This is a genomic window from Aquimarina sp. TRL1 (genome assembly GCF_013365535.1).
In the GTDB taxonomy this organism is placed as follows: domain Bacteria; phylum Bacteroidota; class Bacteroidia; order Flavobacteriales; family Flavobacteriaceae; genus Aquimarina; species Aquimarina hainanensis.
Genome location: NZ_CP053590.1, coordinates 1,730,704 through 1,750,777, shown reverse-complemented (window position 1 = coordinate 1,750,777; position 20,074 = coordinate 1,730,704). Strand labels below are relative to the sequence as shown.

Here is a 20,074-nt window from a genome sequence, read left to right as displayed (position 1 = left end):
TGTTTTACTCAACGTTCCACGTGGAACATTTTAAGTTTTTCGTCTTCTTTCTTTCTCATTAGTTCTTCTTCTTTTGTCGTTTTATCTTTGTATCCACAGAAATGTAACACTCCATGAATCAATACCCGACGCATCTCTTCTTCATTAGATACTTTAAATAATTTAGCATTTTCTTCTACCCTTTCTGTAGATATAAAAATATCTCCACTTAGTTGATTTCCTAAAGAGTTATCAAAACTAATAATATCCGTATACGTATCATGTTCTAAAAAACGTTGATTAATATCTAATAGATATTCATCATTACATAAAATATAAGATATTTCACCAATACTTTTTTCTTCTGATATTATCACATCTTTAATCCATTCTTTCAAACGTTCTTCATTCTCTAGATTATATCTAGTTTCGTAATAAAAATTAATCATTCTTCTCTTTAAAATATTGCTGAACTTTTCCTTTGTATTTTTGCCGCAAAGGTAATACTTGTCTGTTTAAAATTTCAGTAGTATTAAAATATTGTTTTGCATCGTTTAATATACTCGGATTATCTTGATCGAATTCTTTTTTGTTTGTTTCACTTTGTCTTTTAGAATCTTCTCCTTGCTGAAAACTTGCTTCTTTTAATTTAAACAGTTCATGTTTTAAGTTTACCATTCTCTTTAATGTCTCTTTATCGAAACCTTTGTCTAAAAGATCCCTTTCTACTTGTTTCATTCTATTAAGCAAATTTTTAGACTTCTTATTTCCTAAGCCGATCTCTTCAATCTTATCCTGTAATTTATTTCTTAACTCTAATTGTTGTTTATAAATTTCAAACAATTCTCCATCTAATTCTTCTCTTTGCAATTGTTCGTTTCTTTGTTCATCTCCATTTCCTCCTTCATTATTATTACCATCTTTCTTTCCTTTCCCTTTCTTTTTTCCGTTATCATTCTCTCCTTCCTTCTCACCTTCTTTACTTGTATTTTTCTTTTCACCATTTTCTTTTTCTCCTTTACTTCCTTTTCCTTGGCTTTCCCCTTTTTTCATTCCTTCTTCCATCTTTTGATTCAGCTCTCCTTGTTTCTTTATAATATCTGGTAATTGAAATTCATTCTTTCCGCTTTTACCACTTCCACTAGAAGGTGTAGCATTTTGCATTTGTCCTAAAATTCTACTTAATTGATATGCTAAATCATTAGCTCCTTTTACCGTGTATTGCTGATTAGAAGTTGCAGGAAATAATTGATTATCGGATAATTTCTTTAAGGCATTTTCTATATTATATTCTATCTCTGTCAATTTATCGGTTATATCTTCTGTAATTTTAGGTGTTCTCAAAGCTAAGGCATAAATACTATCATCTATATGTAAAAAGTTTTCTCTCAAAACACTTTGATATTTAAGATTACTTGAATATATAGGATTATCAATTTTAATATTTTTAAAATCGTTCATCAGATCTTCTTGCTCTATTGAAAAATCAACGAGGTTATCAAGAATCTGACGCAACATTTCTTCATCTTCCATCATCTCTATTTCTCCATTTGCACTCATCTGCATCTTCATTTTATCACTCATTTCTTTCATCTTTTGAGCAGCAGATTTTTGATTTTTCTTTGCATCAGAAGTTTTCTCTTTTTCTAAATTGTCAGAAGCTTGCTTTTGTTGTTCTTTTATATCTTGCTTATCCTTTTCATTTGCTCCCACATCCATTGGTTTTTTCAAATCTTCATTTTGTTCTTTAAGATCTTTTAGCTCTTTTTCTATTTCATTAAATTCTTTATTTATTTCTTCCTGTTTCTCTTTAGTGTTTTCATCTTCATTTTTAGTAGCCAATTTTTCTTGTTTCTCTGCTAACTTCTGTAGGTCATCTGCTATCTTTTCCTGTTTTTCTTTTACGTAAAACCGTTTTGTAAGCTCTAATAATTGTTCTAAATTTCTTTTTATATTCTTATTTTCCTTAGCAAGATCCTCTAACTTTTCGGTTAGTTTTTCTTTATCTATTTTATCTGATAACTCATTAATCTTTTTTATAAGCTCTTCATTCTTCTTTAACCGTTGTTCATTTCTTTCCAAGCGTTCTTTTAAAGCATCTTTAAAAGGTTCTTCTTTTTTTGATGTATGTTTTTCTAAACTTTCTTTTAATTTTTTAGAAAAATTCATCATCATTTCTTCCTCTTTCTTTTGTCTTTCTAAAAAATTCTCTAATTTTTTCTGATCGTTAAAGTCTAATTTCTTCTTCTCTTTTTGTAATTTACTAAGCTCTTTTAATTCATTCTCCTGGTTTTTGAATTCCTTTAAAGATTTATTTAATCCTGAAATCGCTTTGTTCTGCTCTTGCAATACTTTATTTTTCCTTTCGTCTTCTGTCAATGCACGATAATTAAATACTTTACTCTTTGTTTTCTTATATCCATGCAATACATCATTATCGGAAACCTCAAAGAAAAACTCATAATCTATTCCATCCGTAAGTTCGATATTATAAGGAAATACATAAATGAATTCCTCGTATACATTTTTAGAAATAGGGATCCGTATACGATTTTTACTGTCTGGTTTCTTTGTGTTATAATACACTAAATTTAATTGATGCAATCCATAATCATCATTAAGTGTTCCTTTAAAAAACATTTTCTCAGAACCCAATGAATCTCTTTTTGCTTGTAATTTAATCTCCGGATATTGATCTTTTATTACTTTCAATAAAAAAGATAAATTATCATAATCACTCACATTAGCATTAGAGGTAGAAAGTAAATAGTCAAGATTATTAAACACTCTTGATGTGTATTCAAATTGTTCTCTATTTTGCTTAAAAGATATTACAGTATCTATTGTTTTTAAGTTTACCTTTTCTACATTTCTTGTATTAATCTTCCAAGTTACATTCGTCCCTTCTGGGATCACTGCACTACCTGAACTCTTAATAATCTCGTCTTTCTTTTTTGTGTATGAAGGGTAATCTAATACCATATCAAAACTCAATAACACAGGAACAGGAACTACTTGTAGTTTATATTTTTTAGAATGAATACCATTTGCTTCTATACTAAAAGTGATATCGTTCTTAGGTTTTGTAAACTTATATTCAAAAGAACCTGCGCTTATACTTTTCAAAAAATAACTTTCATCATTAAATTGTATACTAGCATTTTCTGGAATAACATCTCCTACAGTTTTTACTTTTAATACATAATCATGATTTTCTAAAGCATTCAATTCCTCATTAACTACAAAAAATTCGAAAGGTGCCGGAGGTACATAAGCAGTTTGATAATTAACAACTCTAGTATAGCTATCCGAAAACCAATGAATTCCTCCAAAAAAAGATACTAGTAAAAAAAGAGCAAGTGGAATCAATAAATACTTAGCATAAGACACATTTTTCTTAAGATCAACTGCTACTTTAAAAGGAATTGGTTTTAACTCTAAAGATTTTTGTTCTATACTCGCTGCTAATAAATCTGATTTATTACCATCATCATTTAATTGTAATAAATTAATTAGTTTATCATTTACTTCCGGAAAATGATTCCCTATCATCTTTGAAGCATTCAAAAAATTCAGTCCTTTGGTAAGTCTAAATAATCTGAATAATGGTATGATTATAAACTTAACCAGCAATCCTATAGCTACAAGAATAAATAACCAAAACAATAGACTTCTACCAATAGAAGGCAACCACAAAAAATATTCAATCAACAATGTAACGATCAGATATAATACACCAATCGAAACGAATAAAATACTTCCTTTTATTAATTCATTGACATAAAATTTTCTAATAAAAGCTTCTAATTTATTCTTTATAATTTCAAAATTACTCATGTCTACTAGCTATCTATACACTTTAACCTTTAAAACTACCATTTTTATTTTTAATAGAATCCTTATATTTCCTAAAATACACTTCCACAAATTATATAACGATGAAAAAATTTCAATACCTCGCGACCTTTATCGTCCCTGCTACCTTACTTATTGGAATACATAAACTCTCTTATTTTGTATACATAACACCTATATTTAGTTTCATTCTTATACCAGTTCTTGAATTATTTACACATTCCGAAGAACAATCTTCTATGAAAAAAGGATCTATTGATTACAGCAAAGATTCTTTTTTTGATATCTTATTATGGATTAATATCCCACTGATCATATACATTCTATTCTCTGTATTGGAAGCATCGAAAAATAATCTATCCCTTTCAGAAAGTATCGGACTAACCATTTCATTAGGAATTGTATTAAGTTCTAATGCCATTAATGTAGGTCATGAATTAGGTCATAGAAAAGGAACAGAAAAATATTTAGGAAAACTTCTGCTCCTTCCTACCCTATATATGCATTTTTTTATCGAACACAATTACGGGCATCACAACAGGGTCGCTACCAAAGAAGATCCAGTCACTGCACAATACAATCAACCTATCTATCAATTTTGGTTTTCCTCTATTTATGGTCAATACATCAGTGCCTGGCAAATACAAAAAAAACTTCTTCGACAAAAAGGAAAAAAATTTATATCCATACACAATGATATGTTGTGTTATCTATTACTTCAATCTTTATATCTCTTCTTCATTTACTATCGCTATACTATCTCTGGAATACTTGTGGTATTTATTGCAGCAATTATTTCTATTCTACTCTTAGAGACTATCAATTATGTAGAACATTATGCTCTTGTACGTATCAAAAAGAAAAATGGTAGATATGAACGAATACTACCAATTCATTCATGGAATTCGAATCACTTACTAGGTCGTATTATGCTTTATGAAATCACCCGGCATAGTGATCACCATCATCGCACTTCTAAAAAATATCAAGTATTGGAACACCACGATAGTAGTCCACAACTCCCTTATGGATATCCAACCAGTATGCTTATTGCACTAATTCCTCCTTTATGGTTTCATATAATGAACAAACATGTACCGAATTCTATGAAACCTATAGATAAAAAAAACATGGAATAATTAAGAAACCATTTTATTACAATAATTACATTGTATCTTTGATCCTATTTTAATTGTTATAAAAGGCAAAACTAATTACCATGACAAAAAATATTAGGGTTCGATTTGCTCCTAGTCCTACAGGTCCATTACACATTGGTGGTGTACGAACTGCTTTATTTAATTATTTATTCGCTAAACAAAATAATGGAACTTTTATTCTTCGTATAGAAGATACAGATCAAAAAAGATATGTTCCCGGAGCGGAAGATTATATTACAGAATCATTAAACTGGTGTAATATTCCATTTGATGAAGGTCCTGGTAAAGAAGGAAAATATGGTCCATACAGACAAAGTGAAAGAAAACACTTATATAAACAATATGCTGATCAATTGATCAATGAAGGAAAAGCTTATTATGCTTTTGATACAGCTGAGGATCTTGATACATTGAGAAAACAATATGAATCTGAGAAAAAAACTTTTATTTACAATTGGTCAAATAGAGAACAACTTCAAAATTCGCTTTCGTTAACACAAGATCAAATAGATAAAAAACTAGCTTCTGGAGAACCTTATGTTATCAGATTCAAAACTCCTGCAGATGAAATACTATCACTACAGGATGAAATAAGAGGAAGTATCACTATACAAACCAAAACACTAGATGATAAAATTTTGTTCAAAAGTGATGGAATGCCTACTTATCATTTAGCCAATATTGTTGATGATCATCTTATGGAAATAACACATGTAATTCGCGGAGAAGAATGGTTGCCTTCGCTTGCTTTGCATGTATTGCTATATCAATCATTGGGATGGGAAGCTCCAACCTTTGCTCATCTTCCTCTTATCCTAAAACCAATAGGAAAAGGAAAACTCAGCAAACGAGATGGAGATAAATTAGGTTTTCCTGTTTTTCCTTTAGAATGGATTGATCCAAAAAATAGTGAAACTTCTTCTGGATACAAACAAGATGGTTATTTACCAGAAGCCGTTGTAAACATGCTTGCTTTTCTTGGATGGAATCCTGGTACTGAACAAGAAATTTTCTCATTAGAAGAATTAATTCAGCAATTTGATTTAAAGAAAGTAAATAAAGCAGGTGCAAAATTTGATCCTGAAAAAACCAAATGGTTTCAACAACAGCATTTACAAAATCTGAGCCTTCAAGTTTTAACTTCTAATTTCAAAAATCAATTAGAAGATCATGAAATCACTACAAATTTAGATCTTTCACGAATTGTACAAAGTGTAAAAGAAAGAGCTACTTTTAGTACAGATCTTTGGAATCTTTCTGAATTTTACTTCCAGGCTCCTAAAAACTATGATCCTAAAGCGTCTAAAAAAGCATGGAAAGAAGATACTAATAGTCTCATGAGTTCTCTGATTAATGAAATAAATAATATCAAACAATTTGATACAGAAACGGTAACTACCAGTATAAAGCAATGGATTACTTCTTCTGAAATAGGATTTGGAAAAATCATGATGCCACTTCGATTATCCCTGGTTGGATCTCTACAAGGACCCGATGTTTTCGAGATTATTTCTATTTTGGGTAAAGAAGAAACAGTACGACGAATACAACAATTACAAACCGTATTATCTTAATAAAGAAGCCATCAATACTGATGGCTTTCTTTTTATTGTAACAATTCTATATTTATATATACCAATATATAGCCCTCCCCTACTAATTTATATATCAAACTGACAAGTGTCTAATTAAAAATTTGTAAATTTTAATCTAATAATTAAACAAAACTATGGGATCAATCTTATTTTACTTTTTAATATTTTTAGGAGTCATTATACTCTTCACAGGAATATTCACCGTCAAGCAACAAACCGCTATAATCATAGAAAGATTTGGAAAATATTTAAGCACCAGAAATTCTGGTTTACATTTCAAAATTCCATTAATTGATCGAATAGCAGGAAAGATAACTTTAAAGATTCAACAATTAGATGTAATCGTCGAAACCAAAACCAAAGATGATGTTTTTGTACGTTTAAAAATTTCAGTACAATTTCAAGTAATTAAAAATAAAGTATATGATGCATTCTATCGATTAGAGAATCCTCATGATCAGATTACATCTTATGTATTTGATGTCGTTCGTGCAGAAGTACCTAAAATGAAATTAGATGATGTTTTCGAAAGAAAAGATGATATTGCTATCGCTGTAAAAAGTGAATTAAACGAAGCAATGCTTAATTATGGATATGATATAATTAAAACCTTGGTAACTGATATCGATCCTGACCTACAAGTAAAAGAGGCTATGAATAGAATTAATGCAGCAGAAAGAGAAAAAATAGCTGCTGAATACGAAGCAGAAGCAGAAAGGATTAAAATTGTAGCCAAAGCAAGAGCAGAAGCAGAAAGTAAAAGATTACAAGGACAAGGTATTGCTGATCAAAGAAGAGAAATTGCCAGAGGTCTGGAAGAAAGTGTTGATGTATTAAACAATGTCGGAATCAATTCTCAAGAAGCCTCTGCCCTTATAGTAGTAACTCAACATTACGATACATTGCAATCTATCGGAGAAGAAACAAATAGTAATTTAATTTTATTACCTAATTCTCCACAAGCCGGTAGTGATATGCTTAATAATATGATTGCATCTTTTACTGCTTCAAATCAAATTGGAGAGGAAATAAAAAAACAAAATGCTAAAAAAGGAATCATCAACAAAAAAAAGAATGGTGATTCTTCTAATGAATAATAAAATTGTTCCACGTGTATACAAAATCCTGTTTTCTTATGAAACAGGATTTTTTTTACGCCTACTTAATAAAAATCATCAGAAACATATTGTATTTGTATTTAAATTCTATTTACATATAAATACCTTACTTAAAAAAAATAAACGTTTATATCTTATTAAAATAGGTTATAATTAATAAGTAAAATCTATTATAAAACACAAAGTAATAATTAACAATAATAAATACTTAAAATTATTACGTATACTAAAAATAAAGACCTATAATAGCATAAAAAAAATATCAGATATAAATACAAGTATTAAAAATAAAAGCTCCTTAAAATGTTTTAAATTAATTCGATATCAATATATAAAATAAATAAAAAACTTAAATACCATAATTAATATATATTATTATAAAATATTATTAATAAAACTATATCAAAAGTTTTTATTTATTATAACAAAAATTAATTTTAAATAAAACTTAAATAAACAACAGATATAATAATAAAAAACAATTAACTAAAAATAATAATCGATATACTCTATTTTATCTTTTAATAAAATTAAAAAAATAAAAATAAAGACGTTTACAGGATGATGAGCTAGTTAGGCATATAATCATACTATTAAAAAAAATAAATTCCTTAAAACATCTTATTTAGCGCTATTTTTAATAATTTATATAAATAAAAATAAAAAAATAATAGATTTTATATATAATAATTAAAAACAATCAAAAAAAAACATCTATAAATTATATAGATGTTTTTTAGTCTACCTTCTAAAATTAACGAAGTATTAATTATAAAAGTAAAAATTCATTTCGATCCACGAATATATTACTATTTAAAATCTAGAAGCTAATAAAGTTGCTTCCTCTCTTAATAAATCATTTTTATCTTCTTTTGCCTTATTTATAAAATCCCAGGCCAATGCATCTGGTTGTTGATTCGTGTCAAACAAAATCTCACCTAATGCAACCATGACAGCAATTCTTGTACCTGCTTTCTTTACTGCCGTATTATATAGGGGAACCAATTCTTCTATTGGTACTTTTTTAGCAAATTCTTTAATTTTTATTTTAAGCGCTTCTCTCTTCTCTTCAGGTAAATTTGTATACTTCTTACCAGCTCTCTTTATTTCTTCTAAAGGAAGTATCTCTTTTTGCGTTTTAGGGATATTATTAGTTACTGTATTTGAATTTTTAGGCTGTGTTTTAGCCCAAGTATCTTTTAATCCAACTGTTTTATTAAAAACCAATGTATCTTCCGTACTATCTGTGTCGACATTAAAATATCCTAATCGCTGAAATTGAAACTGCTCTAATGCCTTTGCATTTTGCACAGCGGGTTCTATATAACCTGTAAGAACTTTTAAAGAATCAGGATTGATGTAATCCATAAAACTTTTATCCTTATTTCCATCAGGAGCTTCGTGATTGAATAATCTATCATACACGCGTACTTCACATGCAATGGCATGTTTAATCGATACCCAATGTAATGTTCCTTTTACATTCCTTTTAGATGCTTCAGTACCACTACCCGACTTACTTTTTGGATCATAAGTACAGTGTATTTCAATAATATCTCCAGCATCATTTTTGACAACACTTTCTCCTTTAATGATATAAGCATTTTTAAGACGAACTTCTTTTCCTAATGTCAATCTAAAAAACTTTCTACCTGCTTCTTCTTTAAAATCTTCTCTTTCTATATACAATTCTCTAGAGAAAGGAACTTGTCTGCTTCCTGCATTTACATCTTCTGGATTATTCTCTGCTTCTAACCATTCTTCTTCTCCTTCAGGATAATTAGTAATTACCAATTTTACAGGATTTAAAACTCCCATAATACGGTGTGCTGTTTTATTAAGATCTTCCCGAACACAAAACTCCAATAGAGAAACATCAATTACATTTTCCCTCTTAGCAACTCCTACTGTATCCACAAACTTTCTGATAGAATTAGGAGTATATCCTCTTCTTCTCAAACCTGAAATAGTAGGCATTCTTGGATCATCCCACCCAGAAACAATACCTTCATTGACTAATTGTAGCAACTTACGTTTACTCATGATAGTATAACTTAGGTTTAATCTGGCAAATTCCCTTTGTTTAGGTCTTAATAAACTACTATCATAGATTTGATCCAAAAACCAATCATATAATTTTCTATGTGGTTTAAACTCTAATGAGCACAATGAATGTGATATATTTTCTATATAATCACTTTCTCCATGTGTCCAGTCATACATAGGATAAATACACCAATCATTTCCAGTACGATGATGTTCTTTCTTTAGAATTCTATACATCAAAGGGTCTCTCATTAGCATATTGGGGTCTGCCATATCAATTTTAGCTCTCACCACATGTGTTCCTTCTTCATATTTCCCTGCCTTCATATCTTCAAAAAGTTTTAGATTCTCCTCTACAGATCTATCTCTGTAAGGACTATTTGTACCAGGTTCCGTAGTAGTTCCTTTTTGAGCAGCAATCTCTTCAGAAGTTTGAGAATCAACATAAGCTTTTCCTTCCTTTATTAGTGCTACTGTCCAATCATATAATTGCTGAAAATAATCAGACGAGTAACATTCTTTATCCCATTCATAGCCTAACCAAGCAATATCTCTTTTAATAGCATCAACATATTCTTGTTCCTCTTTTGCCGGATTGGTATCATCAAAACGCAGATTAACCGGAGCATCATATTGCAACCCTAATCCAAAGCTGATTCCTATAGCTTTTGTATGTCCAATATGTAAATATCCATTGGGTTCCGGAGGAAATCTAAAGCGCAAATCATCCTTGCTCAAACCATTGGCAAGATCTTCTTCTACAATATGTTCTATAAAATTGAGTGACTTTTTATCTTCTATCATCAGTACGTTTAATAAACTACAAAATTACTAAATTTCTATACGAACTATCCTGCTTTACTATCATTAATACTGTAAGTTTTATCAATGAAATACGATTACTTATAAAAACAAATAATTATGAAAAACAATACAATACATAACAGTCATATTGGTAAAACGTATAAAGCACCAAAATATATAAAAAAGGAAGATTTTTGTCCTAATTGTTGGGGAAATCAAGAATATGAACATACTAGTTTATCTATGACATCTGTACAATGTCATAAAAACAATGTTCAGAAACCACATTTTATTCAACGTTTCGTACAAACGTATATTGATGGTAACAGTAAACTATCTCAGTGTAAACACACAGTAAATAAATGTTAACTCGAGATAATCCGATAGAGATTATTTTTGTGTAGTATGAAGGAAACATTTATTTCAGGAATGTTCTACCTTTGCGTAAAAACAAATCACATTGGGTATAATTACATTACAAAATATCAAGGTCTACGCATACCACGGATGTTTAGTAGAAGAAAAAAAAATAGGATCTGATTACAGAGTAGATCTCAGAATAAAAGCTGATCTCACTAAATCAGCAAAAAGTGATCATCTTGCTGATACTGTAGATTATGTTCACCTCAATCATATTGTCAAAGAAGAAATGGCAATCCGATCAAAATTATTAGAACATGCTGCAGAACGAATTTTAAATCGTATCTTAGAGGAAATACCTCTGGTTAAAAAAGTTACTGTTGATCTTTCTAAAATAAACCCTCCTATTGGGGGAAATGTAGAAATGGTAACAATTACAAGAAGTAAAAAAAGATAATTTTATTTACGAATCGTTCTACAAAAACGTATAATTTTTTTTACATTTGCCAGCGAAACGATCAGGGTGTCGTGGCCGAGTGGCTAGGCAGTGGTCTGCAACACCATCTACAGCGGTTCGAATCCGCTCGACACCTCAAAAAAACCTTTATCAAATGATAAAGGTTTTTTTATTTAATACGCTCTGTATTAATCTTTTCGATTCCTTTTTGGATATCTAATTTATCTTTTGGCAAGAACCCTTTTACGGTCATTATTATTCCACAGAGTATCAATATGAAGCCCAATAATTTCTTTATTTTAAAAATCCTTCTGGGTGTTAATTTTCTCTTTAATTGCTTTGCTAATATTATTTTTAGTAAATCTGTAGCAAAATAAACCCCAATTGTTACTCCAAAAAACAAAAACAACCTATTGGGATCATTATCCAGAGTAGGTCCTACAATAATAATTAAACCCAGCCAAAATACTAAAACACCAATATTTATAAAATTGAGTAAAAATCCTTTAACAAAAAGACTCAGGTAGTTATTCTTTTTTACTTTTAATCGATTAGGATCCAATGCTTCTCTACTCGGTTTTTTCAGATAGGTAATAAGTCCATAAACAACCAGGATCATCCCTCCAAAAACATATAATCCAGGTTGATTACTTAGGTTTTCTAATAACTGAAAACTAGTCAGGTACGCAATTGCAATAAAAACTATATCAGCAAGAATCACTCCGAGATCAAAAGATATTGCTGCCTTTACTCCCTTAATAGCAGCAGTTTCGAGTAAAACGAAAAATACTGGACCTATTAAAAAGGCTAAAAAAAATCCTAATGGAATTGCTGCCTGAATATCTTGAAGCATAGTGCGTACTAAGTTTACTGCAAATTTAGAAAATACGATTTAGTTAACCTCTATTATTTTTCCTCCTAAAACTCTTTTTCCATCAATTTCTCTTGGATTACCATAGATCCGTATGGTTCCACCCGCAGTAGTTTTGGCAATCACAAAATCTGTAGCATAAATACTGGCATTTCCTCCAGCACTAATTCTGACATTGGTTACCTCTGATTGTAAATTTTTGGCTTCAAAACTCCCTCCAGAATTAATCATAATTTCCTGATCTGTGGCAATCCCCTTTAATTTTAAATGACCTCCAGAAATCGCTTTCACTAATAAATCATCTGTACGAATTGCTCCTTTGATAGAAGCTCCTTCCTGTGTTTTTAAAATCAACTTTTTATTGACTAATGTATCTCCTAAAAAAACTCTGGCTCCTTCATTCGCATCTATGATATCTATGTCTGTGTAATATACGGTTACTTTTGTTGTTTTATCACTACTCCAGAGATTATCGAGAGACATTCTTATTTTTAAAGTTCTGTTTTTTTCTACAATCTTAATTTGATCTTTTTGAATTCCTTCGATATCTACCCGATTCCATTGGCTTTTTTTTAGGGTAACAGGAATTTTATCAAATACTTTTAATTCATCGAAACTGTTAATTTCTCTTGTGATCATTCGCTGGGAATAAGAATACATTCCCATCAATAAACAAAGAGTCAACATTGCTTTTTTCATCTATATTTTTTACTAATTCTTACTCGATTATCGAAATATATGTTTCATCTACTAAAGTAGATCACTTGTATCATATGATAGAAAACGAGATTAGAAATGTATTCTTATTCTTCAATTTCTTCTCTGCTTCCCTCTATGGTGAAATCCAAATGCATTTTTACGATATCAGCATTTTTAACTTTTACATATACTTCATCACCTAATTGATATGTTTTTTTAGTTTTTCTTCCCACTACTGCGTATTGTTCCTGATCAAAATCATATTCATCATCTCTCATATCCTTAATTCGCACCATTCCTTCGCATTTATTATCTATAATTTCTACATATATTCCCCATTCGGTAACGCCTGATATTACTCCTAGAAAACGCTCTGTTTCATGATCCTTCATAAACTTAATTTGCATAAATTTAATAGAGTCACGTTCTGCACTAGCTGCGAGATTTTCCATATCACTACTATGATTACATTTTTCATTGTATTCTTCTTCTGATACAGATTTACCGCCATCCAGATAATGTTGTAACAATCTATGTGCCATAACATCTGGGTATCGTCTTATTGGAGATGTAAAATGAGAATAGTAATCAAAGGCCAATCCATAATGCCCAATATTATGGGTTGTATATTCGGCTTTACTCATACTTCGTATTGCAAGGGTATCTACAAGATTCTGTTCTTTCTTTCCTTGTACATCCTTTAATAAAGTATTTAAAGAGCTCGTCGTAGACTTTCTGTCTCTTAGATCAAGCTTATACCCAAATCGTCCTATAATCGTCTGTAAAGAGGCTAATTTTTCATCATTTGGTTCATCGTGTACCCTATATACAAATGTTTTCTTGGGTGATTGTTTCCCTATGAATTCAGAAACTTTTCTATTAGCTAAAAGCATAAACTCTTCGATCAGTTTATTAGCATCTTTGGATGTTTTAAAAAATACACCAGTAGGTTCATTCTTATCATTGAGATGAAACTTAACTTCTACTTTATCAAAAGATATGGCCCCATCCCCCATTCTTTTTCGTCTCATAATCTTAGCCAATTCATCTAATTTCAGAATAGCATCAGCAACAGATTGATCTGCTGAATAGGTTTCTCCTGTCAGAGAAATTGTTGCAGGAATTTCATTTCCTTTAGTTTCTATAATATGCTGTGCCTCTTCATAAGCAAATCTGGCATCTGAATAAGTAACGGTTCTCCCAAACCACGATTGGATAATCTGTGCTTTTTCATTCATTTCAAAAACAGCAGAAAATGTATATTTTTCTTCATGAGGTCTTAAGGAACATGCGTTATTAGATAAAATCTCTGGTAACATCGGTACTACTCTATCTACCAGATAAACAGAAGTAGCTCTTTCATAAGCTTCATCATCCAGGATTGTTCCTGGTTTTACATAATGAGAAACATCAGCAATATGAATTCCTACCTCATAATTTCCATTTTCTAATACCTGAAAAGATAATGCATCATCAAAATCCTTAGCATCTTTAGGGTCTATAGTAAAAGTAAGCGTATCTCTCATATCTCTACGCTTTTTTATTTCTTCTTCTTTGATCGTAGTATCAATAGCATTAGCATATGCTTCTACTTCTTCCGGAAATTCATAAGGCAACCCATATTGAGCGAGAATAGCATGTATTTCGGTATCGTGATCTCCTGGTTTACCCAATGTTTTTAAAACTGTTCCAAATGGAGATTCTGCATTATCCGGCCAATCGTCTAACCGTACTAATACCTTATCCCCATGTTCCGCTTTATGAATCTTATTCTTCGGTATAAAAATATCCGTGTACATTCTTGTATCAGGGATGGATACAAAAGCATAGTTCTTTTGGATTTCTATTACACCGACAAACTCATTTTTCTTTCGTTTAATGATTTTTGCAATCTCTCCTTCTATTTTTCCTTTTCTTCTTCTCTTATATACATAGACTTCTACTTCATCACCATGAAGGGCTTTATTCATTCCATTGGCAGGAATAAAAATATCATTTTCTAACTCCTCTACAATTACATACCCAGTTCCTTTAGAGGTAACATCCAAAATACCTGTATACATATGCACAGAACGAACAACTTTAAATTTTCCACGTTCCACTTCTTCTATTTCTTGCTTTGCAGCTAATTGGCTAAGTTTCTTTATAATTTGATTCCTACTACTTGGGTCATCTACACCAAACTTAGCTGCAAGTTGCTTATAGTTAAATGTTTTATTAGGTTCTGATTTTAATATTTTGAATATTTTACTGCTAAGATTTTCTATTTTGGGTGATTTCTTTCTTCCTCTTCTATTCTTTCTTTTCATTAATATCGTTTATGTTATATTTTATAAATGTAGTGCTTATACGTTAACATTCGCAATTTTAAGTTTAACTTTTACACTCCTTTTGATTATTATTTAATAGTAGCACATTTGGTTTTCTTTTCTCATTCTCCATATGACATTCTATTTCTTCTCAGGAAAAGCGATTTACTTACGATTATTCATAAAAATTTGTTTAATTTTAACATACCAAATTTACTTCTAAACCGTTATTTAATTATCCCTCATGCTCAAAATCAAAAAAATACATAAAATCATCGTATTCTTTATCTTAATTTTTTTATTAGGAGTATATACACTTTCCTTATACATAGAAAATACCATTGATCAAAAGAGTGAAATAAATACACAAAAAGAAATAGATCAAAAGGGAAATACAGATAGAGAAGCAACTAAAGTTAACTAACTATTAGTCTTTTATTTGTATATTTAGAAAATTCATATTCCTAATTAAATTAAATGAACCAACCCTACAGACAGAGCTATTATTACTTCGTTTACAGGTTAGTACATCTGAGCTAAAAACACAATCAAAATAACGGATGAAGGATTACGTAATTATAGCCACCTTTACTTTTCAGCACGAATATACGGTTTTAAAACTTCTTTTAGACAGAGAAGGCATCGATTATTTCTTTGAAAACGAAATTACTAACAGCGTTCTCCCTTTTCACACCAATTTAATCGCCGGAATCAATCTCAAAGTTCACCGGCGAGATCAGGAAAAAGCAGAACAAATAATCAGAGACTTCAATACCAATTCTCATCTACGAATCGTATAACTATTCAATACCATTCTTGTTATTAACATATATTACTATATACTTCTTTTTTTTTCTTTTTTTTAAAATTAAAATGATACTTATTATAGGCTGTTAATAGCGGTATAACTTTTTTAATTTTTTTTTGCTTTTTAAGTTGATTCATTTAGTAAAACAGATATGAACAGGATATACAACTTCTAATCTATTGATAATCTTGAAATAGATATAGGTTATCAACAGCTGTTAATAGCAAATCTATACTTTAAAAATTTAATATTTTGAATAAAAAATGAGCGTTAATAATGTACTTTTTCTACCTGAAAACTTCTCCAAAAAAAAAGGACTTATAATTTTGATTTAATAAAGTGATTGCTGTATTGAAATTTTGAAAAAGTTTTCCAAATAAACTTTATGAATTTTAGTAACTATTTATTCACATTAGCTATTAACAGAAATGATGTTTTATTAACAGGAGAAATGGTGTTTGCTGATTTTATAACAAAATTTTCTCTTTTATAGTATAGAATTAAAAATAAAACATTAATTATTAAATAGTTACGAGGTTATTAACAGGGTGTTGATTTTCTGGGGATCTATGTATTGAGACTTATCTGTTTAATATTACCAGGAACCATTTCTATGTGAATTGTGTAATTTATATTTTTTTACAGGCTAATTTTTAAGCTTTGAAGTATCTTTGCTCCTAATAAACTATATATAGGTATTGTAAATTACATTCCGGGTGTTAATAACCTCAAAAAGGTATAATTATTTGGGTGATTATATGATACTTAACTAATTAATTATTTTAAACAAAATGAAAATAGCGATAGGAAATGACCACGCAGGTACTGCATATAAATTTGCAATTGTTGCTTATTTGGAATCACAGGGTATCGAAGTTGTAAATTATGGTACTGATGAGGAAAGCAGTGTAGATTATCCCGATTTTGTACACCCTGTTGCAAAGGATGTAGATACCAAAGCAGTAGCGCTGGGTATATTAATTTGCGGGAGTGGTAATGGAGTTTCCATGACAGCTAACAAGTATAAAAACGTGCGTGCGGGATTATGCTGGACAAAAGAAATTACCGAGTTAACCAGGTTGCACAATGATGCCAATATTATTAGTATTCCGGCACGATTTACCTCTTTACCTCAAGCTTTAGAGATGGTAAAAACATTTTTAGCTACTGAATTTGAAGGAGGTAGACATCTGAATAGGGTGAATAAAATATCTAATTGTTAATATCTATGAGTGGAATTCATTTCGAAGTAAGAAATTTTGATCAATTATCTACGACTGTACTTTATGATATATTAAGGCTTAGAGCTGAGGTATTTGTAGTAGAGCAGGATTGTGTATATCAAGATTTGGATGGAAAAGATAGAAATGCATTACATGTTATTGGATATAAGGACGAAAAAATTGTTGCTTATACGAGATTATTTGATAGTGGTGCTTATTTTGATGAAGCTACTAGCTTAGGTCGTGTTGTAGTAGCAGAAAACGAACGAAAGCACAAATATGGTCATGATCTTATTATAGCTAGTATCAAAGCTATTGAAGAACATTATCACACGTCTAAAATTAAGATTTCTGCACAGAAATATTTAATTAATTTCTATAAAAAACACGGTTTTAGTGTAGTAGGGGATGAGTATTTAGAAGATGGAATCCCTCATGTGGCAATGATAAGAGATTAAATGCATAATTTCAAAATATAAAAAGCTCGTTATTTACCGAGCTTTTTATATTTTATATCTTTTCTATTATCTACTTAGATAATTTAGATTTAAATGTTTCTTGAGGCTTATAAAAATGGGGAAATCATTTAATTTTTAGAATTTTTTTATAATCAGAAAGGTTGCTAAGAATTTCTTTTCCTTTAGCAATTTCAGGATTGTGATTTACATAGTAAGAATACAATCCTTTTCTATAGAAATAACGTTTTATAATTTCATCTGTTAGTAGGGTAACTATTTCACTTTTATAGGTATCGAGTCCTTTTTCTTTAGATTTCTCAATAGCAGATAGTAAGGAAGTGTATTCCTGAGAGATAGTATTGTATATTTTTTCTTTTTTAGCAACTTCCAATGTTTTCTTCAGGGTACGTTCTGTTTCTGTTTCGAATGTAAATTCGCTTTCTTTTACAAACTTTTTAAAATCTTCGTAATCCTGATTCGTAAATGAAAAATTCTCACTGTTATCTAATTGATGACTATAGTAGTATTTAGTACCATAATCAAAAATGGCATTAGATCTTAATAATGCATTTGTAATATCACTGTATTTAGAGGTTGCTAATTCGATATCTGGCTGAATTCCTCCTCCATCATATACTTTACGACCATTACGGGTAGTAAAGGCTTTAAAATCTTTTTCATTGATGCGTACTGCATTGTTGTTTTTATCTCTGTTCCAGTAATCCAATGCTTGAATACATCTACCACTTGGCGTGTAATATCTGGAGATAGTAATTTTTATTTGGGTTCCGTATGTCAACTTTTTAGGACGTTGTACCAATCCTTTTCCAAAACTTCTAGCACCGATAACAACACCTCTATCTAAGTCCTGAATACTACCGGCAACAATTTCACTGGCAGAAGCACTTCTACCATTAACTAATACTACTAATGGAATTTCTGTATCAACTGCTTTTTTCTTGGTATGATAAACTTTATTATACTTTTTTACAGTGGATTTAGTAGTTGTAATTAATTCTCCTTTAGGGACAAAAATATTAGTAACATTAACAGCTTCACTCAATAAACCTCCTGGATTTCCTCTCAGATCCAGAATGACTTTATTTGCTCCTTGAGCTTTTAGATCTTTTAGCGCTGCTATTGTTTCACTAGAAGCTTTACTATTAAATTTGGATAAGATAATATAAGCGGTATTATCGTCTAATAGTGTATAAAAAGGAACCGCATCTACTTCAATTTCTGATCGGGTAAGAGTCGTTGTTTTCGTTTCTCCCTGACGTTTATATGTGATCTCTACTTTTGTTCCACTTGCTCCTTTAAGCAGTTCTCCTGCATCTTCATTAAAATCAGCTATATTGATATCTCCGATTTTTATAATTTCATCTCCGGCTTTTAATCCAGCTTTATCGGCAGGATAACCTTCATAAGGTTCTACAATTACAATTTTTTTACTAAAAGTTCGTACCGAGGCTCCAATACCAGTATATTCTCCTGCATTTCTTATTTTAGAAGCTTCTACATCTTGTTCATTCCAATATTTAGTATAAGGATCCAGATCACTAAGCATTGCTTTTATGGCTGTATCCATTAATTCTGCAGGATTAGTTTCATCCACATAATTCATGTTTATTTCTTTAAACATAGTGGTGAAAATTTCAATTTGTTTTGCGATTTCAAAAAAATCAGATTTGAAACTGAAACTTGCCGTAAAAAGCAATATAAAAGCAGCGAGTATTGGATATATAATTTTCTTTTTCATAGTAAGGGCGTAATTTTTAATCAAAAAGTCAGAATGATTCTTAATTTTTTCAATGAGACATTTCTTGTTCCACAAACTTGAGTAACACTTTTTTCATTTTGGATTCCAGAAACGCATAATCAGGTATTTCTTTACCAGTGTATAAGAATAAAAAAGAAAAATAATCTGTATTCTTTTCTGTTACAAGATACTTATTTTTTCGGTAAGATTCCCGTAACAAGCGTTTTATATGGTTTCTGTCTACGGCTCTTTTAAAATTTCTTTTTCCGACAGAGACTCCTGCTTTTATAAGGGGAAGATCTTTTTGAGATTTTTTAGAATAAATAAGCCGAATAGGGTAAGCACTTACTGATTTCCCTTCAGAAAATAACAAGGTTATCTCCTTTTTACTTTTTAATTTCTCTTTTTTACCAAACGTTACTGACATATGAGACGAATGTACTAATTAGAATGTTTTTTGAAAAAAAAAAGCTTTTTAATCTACATTTTGAGACGAAATTCTCTTTAAACGATATACTTTATACTTTACTCGATTATAAAGAGGTGTTATATTCTAAGTTTTTTATGAAAAAT

At 30.1% G+C, this 20,074-nt stretch carries 16 protein-coding genes and 1 tRNA gene; 9 read left to right on the top strand and 8 right to left on the bottom strand.

The genetic code is table 11. The features are described from left to right. Positions 1-8: 8 nt before the first annotated feature. Both ybeY and HN014_RS07090 read right to left on the bottom strand, forming a co-directional pair. Entirely contained in the window at positions 9-428 is a 420-nt protein-coding gene (gene ybeY / locus HN014_RS07095; protein ID WP_176028187.1) for an rRNA maturation RNase YbeY, read from the bottom strand. Further along, positions 421-3,816 carry a DUF4175 family protein gene (locus HN014_RS07090; protein ID WP_176028186.1) on the bottom strand — a complete coding sequence of 1,132 codons (3,396 nt, stop codon included), beginning with the start codon at positions 3,814-3,816 and terminating at the stop codon, positions 421-423. The genes ybeY and HN014_RS07090 overlap by 8 nt, the downstream gene beginning before the upstream one ends. 101 nt (positions 3,817-3,917) lie before the next feature. On the opposite strand from HN014_RS07090, the gene HN014_RS07085 reads away from it, so the two are divergent. The 3 genes from HN014_RS07085 (at position 3,918) to HN014_RS07075 (ending at position 7,686) form a co-directional block, all read left to right on the top strand. Next, positions 3,918-4,973, top strand: coding sequence for an alkane 1-monooxygenase (locus HN014_RS07085; RefSeq protein WP_176028185.1), 1,056 nt, complete (start codon positions 3,918-3,920; stop codon positions 4,971-4,973). Between the two features lie 80 nt (positions 4,974-5,053). Further along, positions 5,054-6,568 (top strand): glutamate--tRNA ligase, encoded by a 1,515-nt coding sequence (gene gltX / locus HN014_RS07080; RefSeq protein WP_176028184.1) that lies wholly within the window; start codon positions 5,054-5,056, stop codon positions 6,566-6,568. A gap of 155 nt (positions 6,569-6,723) precedes the next feature. Beyond that, complete coding sequence (locus HN014_RS07075; protein ID WP_176028183.1) at positions 6,724-7,686, top strand: SPFH domain-containing protein; 963 nt, start codon at positions 6,724-6,726, stop codon at positions 7,684-7,686. A gap of 834 nt (positions 7,687-8,520) precedes the next feature. Here HN014_RS07075 and HN014_RS07070 read toward each other — a convergent pair. Continuing rightward, on the bottom strand, positions 8,521-10,557 hold the full coding sequence (locus tag HN014_RS07070) for a glutamine--tRNA ligase/YqeY domain fusion protein (protein ID WP_176028182.1): 2,037 nt from the start codon (positions 10,555-10,557) through the stop codon (positions 8,521-8,523). A gap of 460 nt (positions 10,558-11,017) precedes the next feature. Here HN014_RS07070 and folB point away from each other — a divergent pair, with 460 nt between their 5' ends. Then, positions 11,018-11,374: a dihydroneopterin aldolase gene (gene folB / locus HN014_RS07065; RefSeq protein ID WP_176028181.1), complete on the top strand. Its 357-nt coding sequence runs from the start codon at positions 11,018-11,020 to the stop codon at positions 11,372-11,374. 65 nt (positions 11,375-11,439) lie between these two features. Continuing rightward, positions 11,440-11,510 (top strand) — tRNA-Cys (locus tag HN014_RS07060). A 33-nt stretch (positions 11,511-11,543) separates the two neighbouring features. Here the strand turns inward: HN014_RS07060 and HN014_RS07055 are convergent. The 3 genes from HN014_RS07055 to rnr form a co-directional block, all read right to left on the bottom strand. After that, positions 11,544-12,227 (bottom strand): LysE family translocator, encoded by a 684-nt coding sequence (locus tag HN014_RS07055; RefSeq protein WP_176028180.1) that lies wholly within the window; start codon positions 12,225-12,227, stop codon positions 11,544-11,546. 39 nt (positions 12,228-12,266) lie between these two features. Next, positions 12,267-12,944 carry a head GIN domain-containing protein gene (locus tag HN014_RS07050; RefSeq protein WP_176028179.1) on the bottom strand — a complete coding sequence of 226 codons (678 nt, stop codon included), beginning with the start codon at positions 12,942-12,944 and terminating at the stop codon, positions 12,267-12,269. Positions 12,945-13,048: 104 nt separating this feature from the next. Beyond that, complete coding sequence (rnr, locus tag HN014_RS07045) at positions 13,049-15,253, bottom strand: ribonuclease R (RefSeq protein ID WP_176028178.1); 2,205 nt, start codon at positions 15,251-15,253, stop codon at positions 13,049-13,051. Between the two features lie 244 nt (positions 15,254-15,497). Here rnr and HN014_RS07040 point away from each other — a divergent pair, with 244 nt between their 5' ends. From HN014_RS07040 to HN014_RS07025, 4 genes are all read left to right on the top strand, one after another. Next, on the top strand, positions 15,498-15,677 hold the full coding sequence (locus tag HN014_RS07040) for a hypothetical protein (protein WP_176028177.1): 180 nt from the start codon (positions 15,498-15,500) through the stop codon (positions 15,675-15,677). A gap of 136 nt (positions 15,678-15,813) precedes the next feature. After that, positions 15,814-16,053: a DUF2007 domain-containing protein gene (locus tag HN014_RS07035; RefSeq protein ID WP_176028176.1), complete on the top strand. Its 240-nt coding sequence runs from the start codon at positions 15,814-15,816 to the stop codon at positions 16,051-16,053. A gap of 799 nt (positions 16,054-16,852) precedes the next feature. Then, entirely contained in the window at positions 16,853-17,284 is a 432-nt protein-coding gene (rpiB, locus tag HN014_RS07030) for a ribose 5-phosphate isomerase B (protein ID WP_176028175.1), read from the top strand. A gap of 5 nt (positions 17,285-17,289) precedes the next feature. Beyond that, positions 17,290-17,742, top strand: coding sequence for a GNAT family N-acetyltransferase (locus HN014_RS07025; RefSeq protein ID WP_176028174.1), 453 nt, complete (start codon positions 17,290-17,292; stop codon positions 17,740-17,742). Between the two features lie 124 nt (positions 17,743-17,866). On the opposite strand, the gene HN014_RS07020 is transcribed toward HN014_RS07025, so the two are convergent. Further along, the gene (locus HN014_RS07020) at positions 17,867-19,501 is read right to left on the bottom strand and encodes a S41 family peptidase (protein ID WP_176028173.1); all 1,635 of its coding nucleotides are present in this window, start codon (positions 19,499-19,501) and stop codon (positions 17,867-17,869) included. A 49-nt stretch (positions 19,502-19,550) separates the two neighbouring features. Next, on the bottom strand, positions 19,551-19,928 hold the full coding sequence (gene rnpA, locus HN014_RS07015; protein WP_176028172.1) for a ribonuclease P protein component: 378 nt from the start codon (positions 19,926-19,928) through the stop codon (positions 19,551-19,553). Positions 19,929-20,074: the final 146 nt, after the last annotated feature.

Bases quoted from the DNA above. Each gene is read 5' to 3' on its own strand.
- ybeY (WP_176028187.1), bottom strand. From the start codon at position 428: ATGATTAATTTTTATTACGAAACTAGATATAATCTAGAGAATGAAGAA.
- HN014_RS07090 (WP_176028186.1), bottom strand. From the start codon at position 3,816: ATGAGTAATTTTGAAATTATAAAGAATAAATTAGAAGCTTTTATTAGA.
- HN014_RS07085 (WP_176028185.1), top strand. From the start codon at position 3,918: ATGAAAAAATTTCAATACCTCGCGACCTTTATCGTCCCTGCTACCTTA.
- gltX (WP_176028184.1), top strand. From the start codon at position 5,054: ATGACAAAAAATATTAGGGTTCGATTTGCTCCTAGTCCTACAGGTCCA.
- HN014_RS07075 (WP_176028183.1), top strand. From the start codon at position 6,724: ATGGGATCAATCTTATTTTACTTTTTAATATTTTTAGGAGTCATTATA.
- HN014_RS07070 (WP_176028182.1), bottom strand. From the start codon at position 10,557: ATGATAGAAGATAAAAAGTCACTCAATTTTATAGAACATATTGTAGAA.
- HN014_RS07055 (WP_176028180.1), bottom strand. From the start codon at position 12,227: ATGCTTCAAGATATTCAGGCAGCAATTCCATTAGGATTTTTTTTAGCC.
- HN014_RS07050 (WP_176028179.1), bottom strand. From the start codon at position 12,944: ATGAAAAAAGCAATGTTGACTCTTTGTTTATTGATGGGAATGTATTCT.
- rnr (WP_176028178.1), bottom strand. From the start codon at position 15,253: ATGAAAAGAAAGAATAGAAGAGGAAGAAAGAAATCACCCAAAATAGAA.
- HN014_RS07040 (WP_176028177.1), top strand. From the start codon at position 15,498: ATGCTCAAAATCAAAAAAATACATAAAATCATCGTATTCTTTATCTTA.
- HN014_RS07035 (WP_176028176.1), top strand. From the start codon at position 15,814: ATGAAGGATTACGTAATTATAGCCACCTTTACTTTTCAGCACGAATAT.
- rpiB (WP_176028175.1), top strand. From the start codon at position 16,853: ATGAAAATAGCGATAGGAAATGACCACGCAGGTACTGCATATAAATTT.
- HN014_RS07025 (WP_176028174.1), top strand. From the start codon at position 17,290: ATGAGTGGAATTCATTTCGAAGTAAGAAATTTTGATCAATTATCTACG.
- HN014_RS07020 (WP_176028173.1), bottom strand. From the start codon at position 19,501: ATGAAAAAGAAAATTATATATCCAATACTCGCTGCTTTTATATTGCTT.
- rnpA (WP_176028172.1), bottom strand. From the start codon at position 19,928: ATGTCAGTAACGTTTGGTAAAAAAGAGAAATTAAAAAGTAAAAAGGAG.